The organism is Arthrobacter sp. HY1533, assembly GCF_027568515.1.
Lineage (GTDB): Bacteria > Actinomycetota > Actinomycetes > Actinomycetales > Micrococcaceae > Specibacter.
On sequence record NZ_JANKZF010000023.1, the window covers coordinates 1 to 4940 of the forward strand.

Here is a 4940-nt window from a genome sequence, read left to right on the forward strand (position 1 = left end):
TAAGCGGGCGGGGTTTCCTAGCCCCACCGCCCGCGGCGTCGGCGGTTGTGGTCGCTTTGCCCGCGCAAAGCGACCACTGCTGCGGACTCAGCGTGTTAAGTGGTCATGTACACCCGCCCCGCACGCTGCCAAAATGGAAGGACAGCCCCCGCCGGAGGCGCTGCTGCGCCCAGCGCAGACAGGGAGGCACATTGTGAGCGAAGACCCACAGGTCCGCCAGGACCTCACCGAACGCATCCACCGGCGCAGGGCCGGCGTCATTGCATTTCTGCGCACCGCCCGGCCCCGCAGAAACTTGTTCACCAACATCAGCATCATTGGCAGCGCCCTCGCCGCCGCTTTCACAGTTGGTCCGGCCGTGGGCGGGAGCAAGTTCACCGAAGCCGTCCAGAACGTGTTTTCCCTGCGCGACGATTCAATTGTGTGGCGGGTCCTGTGCCTGGCAGCCGTGCTGTTGTCGCTCGCGGCAGCCCTGGCGACCAACCTGGCCAACTCGCACGCCCTGTCCGAGCAGGTGTCGGCAGCGGAGGCCACCAGTGCCGAGCTTGACGGACTGGAAACTGCGCTGGAGTTTGGCACCCTGCCCACGGACAACGCCGTGGAACTGTATCGGCAATATGTGGCAAAGGTGGCGTTCATCGACGACGCCCCCTTGCATTAGTTGGGATCGCCGGGGGCGCCCGGGGCTAGGGCTTGCGTGCCTCAATCAATAAACGCGTCGTGGTGGCGGAGAACTTGCCGTCCCTTTCGATGATGCCGTGGAGTTCGCGCAACTTCTCCGCGTGTGCCTCAACCGTGAAGCCCGGCACCATCCAGATGACCTTGCGCAGGAAGTAGACCACCGCGCCGATGTCGTAGAACTCGGTGCGCAGGGACGCTGTCTGCAGTGAGAGAACCTCAAGCCCCACGGCGGTGGCGTCGGCGGCGGCATCGTCCCAGTGGCGGCCGCGGCGCACGTGTTCCGGCTGCGGGCCCAGAAAAAACTCCACCAACTCAAAGACGCTGGCAGGCCCCACCTGCTGGGACAGGTACGTGCCGCCCGGAGCGAGCACCCGGTGAATTTCCGACCACCAGGCCTTGACCGGGTGGCGGCTCGTGACCAGGTCAAAGGCGTTGTCGGCGAAGGGCAGCGGCGGCTCGTCGTTGTCGGAAACCACAGCGATGCCCCGCGGGTGCAGCCGTGCCGTGGCCACAGGCAGGTTGGGCGGCCAGGCCTCCGTGGCCACGGCCAGCGGCGGAACCACCCCGGCTCCGGCCAGCACCTCGCCGCCGCCGGTCTGCAGGTCAAGGGATGCGCTGGCCCCGGCCATCTTGGCGGCCATGGCACCCTGATATCCCCACGGCGGGCGTTCCTCCAGGGCGCGACCGTCCAGCCAGGAAAAGTCCCAGCCGTCCACTGACACGTCATTTGCCTCGGCCACAAGCTCTTCAAACGTTTTGCGCATCCGTCAAGGTTATCGCCCGGCGCTAGGCTTGGAGCATGACCGCCACGCTCATCCTCGCCTCCGCCTCCCCTGCCCGCACCAAGCTCCTCACAGACGCCGGGATCGCCCACACAGTCCAGGTTTCCGACGCCGACGAGGACGCCCTCACCGCCGCCGCCGGGCCCATCTCCCCCGCCGACACCGCTCTCCTGCTGGCCCGGGCCAAGGCCGAATCCGTTGCCGCCTCCGCGACCGGGGCGCTTGTCATTGGCTGCGATTCCGTTTTTGAGCTGGACGGCGTCCCCTACGGCAAGCCCTGGGAGCCTGCCGTGGCCCGCGAACGCTGGCGGCTCATGCGCGGCCGCTCGGGCGTGCTGCACACAGGCCACTGGCTCATTGCGGTTGACAACGCAGGCACGCACGACGCCGAAACGCCCGTTGGGCACGGAGAGGTCACCAGTGCGGTGGTCACCTTTGAGGACGTGAGCGATGCCGAAATTGATTCCTACGTGGCCACTGGCGAACCACTTCAGGTGGCCGGCGCCTTCACCATTGACGGCCTGGCGGGGGCCTTCATCACGGGCATCGAGGGCGATCCCCACACAGTGGTGGGCCTGTCCATCTCCACCCTTCGTCGCCTGCTGGCCAAGCACGGGGTGTCCATCACCGACTTGTGGGCGTAGGGGCGCGCAGCCCGCCGAGACTGCGCCCCTGAAAGTACTTGACAACAAGGAAAGTACTTTCGTACAGTTGGGCCATCAGGAAGCGGCACCCCAGCGAAAGGACCGCCATGAACCAGCACCCCAGTTCCCCCTCGGCCGAGGAGGCGCGTGACCTGCTCGCCAAGGCAGAGGGCATCGGTTCCACTGCCACGAGTGCAGCAGGCTGGCCCACCGCCATGGTGTTCAATGCGCTGGCAATCATCGGATCCATGATGATGATTGGCTTTCAGACAGTGGCCCACACAGGCTACGGTGCACCCTTGCTGGCGACGAGTGTGGGTGTCTGGGCTGCCATCACATCACTGACCTGGACGTTCATGCAGCGCACCACCAAGGCAGGCTACTCGAAGCGGTTTGCAACGTCGCTGTTTGCCTACATGGCCCTGTACGTCGTGGCCGTCCTGGTGGGTGCAATCGGCTTCCCCCACGGCAATTTGGCGTATTACATCAGCGCAGCAGTGGTCTTGGCCGCCGTTGGCGTCGCCGCCGCCTTCCGGGAGCTGCGCGCATGAGCAACGAGCCAGAGCAGCCGCAGCACCCACGCCACGAACTCAGTGAGGTCCTGCACCAGCCAGTCCGCTTCTCCATCGCCGCGGCCCTGTCCAAGACCGAAACCATGGACTTCAAGGACCTGCGCAACACCATCCAGGTCAGCGACTCCGTGCTCAGCAAACAGCTCACACTCCTGGACAAGGCAGGATTCGTGGAGATCAAGAAGTCGTTTGTGGGCAAGTTTCCCCGCACCTCCGTCAGGCTGACCCCGGCCGGCCATGAGGCCTGGGAGCACCACATGGCCACGCTACGCCTCATCGCCGGGCAGTAGCAGCCGGGAGGCGGTATTGGTGAAAATTGTAGGAACCCCACAAAAGAACCGGGCCGCACACGCATAATAGGCATGATGTGTGAGGAAATTCCACATATTCACGCTAGGCTCTCCTGAGAATAGAAGGAGTCCGTAAGTGAGCAATTCACCATCTGCCCCGGCGCACACGCTGAGCAAAGTACTGATCGCCAACCGCGGTGAAATCGCCGTGCGCATCATCCGCGCAGCACGCGACGAGGGCATCGCCTCCGTGGCCGTCTACGCTGACCCGGACCGCGAGGCCCTGCACGTGCGCATGGCCGACGAGGCCTTCGCACTCGGCGGCGCCACGGCTGCGGACTCCTACCTCGTCATGGAGAAGATCATCGACGCCGCCAAGGCATCCGGCGCCGACTCCGTGCACCCGGGTTACGGCTTCCTGGCCGAGAACGCCGAGTTCGCCCAGAAGGTCATCGACGCCGGCCTGATCTGGATCGGCCCGCCCCCCGCAGCCATCGCCGCGCTGGGCGACAAGGTCCAGGCCCGCCACATTGCCGAAAAGGTGGGCGCACCCCTGGTCCCCGGCACCAAGAACCCCGTGGAATCCACGCAGGAAGTTCTCGACTTCGCCGATGAGCACGGACTGCCGCTGGCCATCAAGGCAGCCTACGGCGGCGGTGGCCGCGGCATCAAGGTGGTCCGCACCCGCGAGGAAATCCCCGAACTGTACGAGTCCGCCGTCCGCGAGGCAGTCGCAGCCTTCGGCCGCGGCGAATGCTTCGTTGAACGTTTCCTGGACTCCCCCCGCCACGTGGAAACCCAGTGCCTGTCCGACGCCGCCGGCAACGTCGTCGTCGTCTCCACGCGCGACTGCTCACTGCAGCGCCGCAACCAGAAGCTGGTTGAGGAAGCCCCCGCACCGTTCCTGTCCGAGGACCAGAACAAGCGCCTTTACGAGGCCTCCAAGGCCATCATGAAGGAAGCCAAGTACGTTGGCGCCGGCACCTGCGAATTCCTCGTGGGCACCGACGGCACCATCTCCTTCCTCGAGGTCAACACCCGCCTCCAGGTGGAGCACACCATCTCCGAAGAAGTCACGGGCATCGACCTTGTCCGCGAGCAGTTCCGCATCGCCCGCGGCGAGGAGCTCGGCTACGGCGACCCCGAGATCCGCGGCCATTCCTTCGAGTTCCGCATCAACGGCGAGGACCCGGGCCGCGGCTTCATGCCCGCCCCCGGCACCGTGACCACCATGAACCTGCCCACCGGCCCCGGCGTCCGCGTCGATTCGGGCATCACGGCGGGCGAGGTCATCGGCGGCAACTTCGACTCCATGCTGGCCAAGCTCATTGTCACCGGCGCCACCCGCGAGCAGGCCCTGCAGCGTTCCAGCCGCGCACTGGAGGAAATGCAGATCGGCGGCCTGCCCACCGTGCTGCCGTTCCACCGCGCAGTGGTTGTGGACCCCGCCTTCGCACCGGCCAACGGGGAAGCGTTCACCACGCACACCCGCTGGATCGAGACCGAATTCAACAACACCATCCCCGCCTTCGACCTGGCCGGCGCTGCCGCTGCCACGGACGACGCCGGCACGCGCCAGAGCGTGACCGTCGAGGTGGGCGGCAAGCGGCTTGAGGTGACGCTGCCGGCGTCGTTCTCGGTGGGCAACGGCTCCGCGGCAGGGGCCAAGAAGGCCAAGAAGGCCGGCCGCACCCGCAATGCCGGCCCGGCCGCCGCCAACGGCAATGCCCTCACCTCCCCCATGCAGGGCACCATTGTGAAGGTGGCAGTGGCCGACGGCGACGTCGTGGCCGAGGGCGACCTCATCGTGGTCCTGGAGGCCATGAAGATGGAGCAGCCGCTTACGGCGCACCGCGCAGGCACCGTCACTGGCCTCAGCGCAGCCCCCGGGGACACCGTCTCCGCAGGTGCCGTGCTGGCCACGATCGAGGACTAACTCCCAAGCCAAAACGCAAAAAGGGTCCCGGGGGG

At 66.3% G+C, this 4940-nt stretch carries 6 protein-coding genes; 5 read left to right on the forward strand and 1 reads right to left on the reverse strand.

What is annotated here, in order from left to right; genetic code table 11:
• Positions 1–193 precede the first annotated feature (193 nt).
• Entirely contained in the window at positions 194–661 is a 468-nt protein-coding gene (locus PCK14_RS15745; RefSeq protein WP_269939463.1) for a hypothetical protein, read from the forward strand.
• A 25-nt stretch (positions 662–686) separates the two neighbouring features.
• Here PCK14_RS15745 and PCK14_RS15750 read toward each other — a convergent pair whose 3' ends face one another.
• Positions 687–1445 (reverse strand): class I SAM-dependent methyltransferase, encoded by a 759-nt coding sequence (locus PCK14_RS15750; protein ID WP_269939464.1) that lies wholly within the window; start codon positions 1443–1445, stop codon positions 687–689.
• Positions 1446–1480: 35 nt separating this feature from the next.
• Here PCK14_RS15750 and PCK14_RS15755 point away from each other — a divergent pair, with 35 nt between their 5' ends.
• The 4 genes from PCK14_RS15755 to PCK14_RS15770 all read left to right on the forward strand — a co-directional run bounded on the left by PCK14_RS15755 (position 1481) and on the right by PCK14_RS15770 (position 4905).
• Positions 1481–2107: a Maf family protein gene (locus tag PCK14_RS15755; protein WP_269939465.1), complete on the forward strand. Its 627-nt coding sequence runs from the start codon at positions 1481–1483 to the stop codon at positions 2105–2107.
• A 107-nt stretch (positions 2108–2214) separates the two neighbouring features.
• Positions 2215–2658, forward strand: a complete 444-nt coding sequence (locus tag PCK14_RS15760; RefSeq protein WP_269939466.1) for a hypothetical protein — start codon at positions 2215–2217, stop codon at positions 2656–2658.
• On the forward strand, positions 2655–2969 hold the full coding sequence (locus PCK14_RS15765; protein WP_269939467.1) for a winged helix-turn-helix domain-containing protein: 315 nt from the start codon (positions 2655–2657) through the stop codon (positions 2967–2969). The genes PCK14_RS15760 and PCK14_RS15765 overlap by 4 nt, the downstream gene beginning before the upstream one ends.
• 136 nt (positions 2970–3105) lie before the next feature.
• On the forward strand, positions 3106–4905 hold the full coding sequence (locus PCK14_RS15770; RefSeq protein ID WP_269939468.1) for an acetyl/propionyl/methylcrotonyl-CoA carboxylase subunit alpha: 1800 nt from the start codon (positions 3106–3108) through the stop codon (positions 4903–4905).
• Positions 4906–4940: the final 35 nt, after the last annotated feature.

Excerpts from the sequence above, each read along its gene's own strand:
- PCK14_RS15755 (WP_269939465.1), top strand. The coding sequence starts at position 1,481 with ATGACCGCCACGCTCATCCTCGCCTCCGCCTCCCCTGCCCGCACCAAG.
- PCK14_RS15765 (WP_269939467.1), top strand. The coding sequence starts at position 2,655 with ATGAGCAACGAGCCAGAGCAGCCGCAGCACCCACGCCACGAACTCAGT.
- PCK14_RS15750 (WP_269939464.1), bottom strand. The coding sequence starts at position 1,445 with ATGCGCAAAACGTTTGAAGAGCTTGTGGCCGAGGCAAATGACGTGTCA.
- PCK14_RS15760 (WP_269939466.1), top strand. The coding sequence starts at position 2,215 with ATGAACCAGCACCCCAGTTCCCCCTCGGCCGAGGAGGCGCGTGACCTG.